The 273-nt window shown below is 74.0% G+C and carries 1 pseudogene; it reads left to right on the top strand.

The features are described from left to right. Window positions 1-17: 17 nt before the first annotated feature. Window positions 18-273, top strand: a pseudogene (locus J0695_RS41775) (tRNA (adenosine(37)-N6)-threonylcarbamoyltransferase complex transferase subunit TsaD); the annotation flags it as partial.

Here is a 273-nt window from a genome sequence, read left to right as displayed (position 1 = left end):
CCTTCAGCGCGCGTTCGATGGTGGGCACCATCGCCTCGCGCGCCCACCTGGAGGCGATGGTGCCCACCATCGAACGCGCGCTGAAGGAGGCGGGGGTGCGCGCCCGGGACCTGGACGGCATCGCCGTCACCGCCGGTCCGGGTCTCGCCGGCGCGCTGCTGGTCGGCGTCTCGGCGGCGAAGGCGTACGCCTACGCCCTCGGCCAGCCCCTGTACGGCGTCAACCACCTCGCCTCGCACATCTGCGTGGACCAGCTGGAGCACGGGCCGCTCC

Source organism: Streptomyces beijiangensis (genome assembly GCF_017315755.1).
Lineage (GTDB): Bacteria > Actinomycetota > Actinomycetes > Streptomycetales > Streptomycetaceae > Streptomyces > Streptomyces beijiangensis.
The sequence above is the reverse complement of the archived record's forward strand: the minus strand, read 5'-3'. Positions and strand labels throughout refer to the sequence as shown.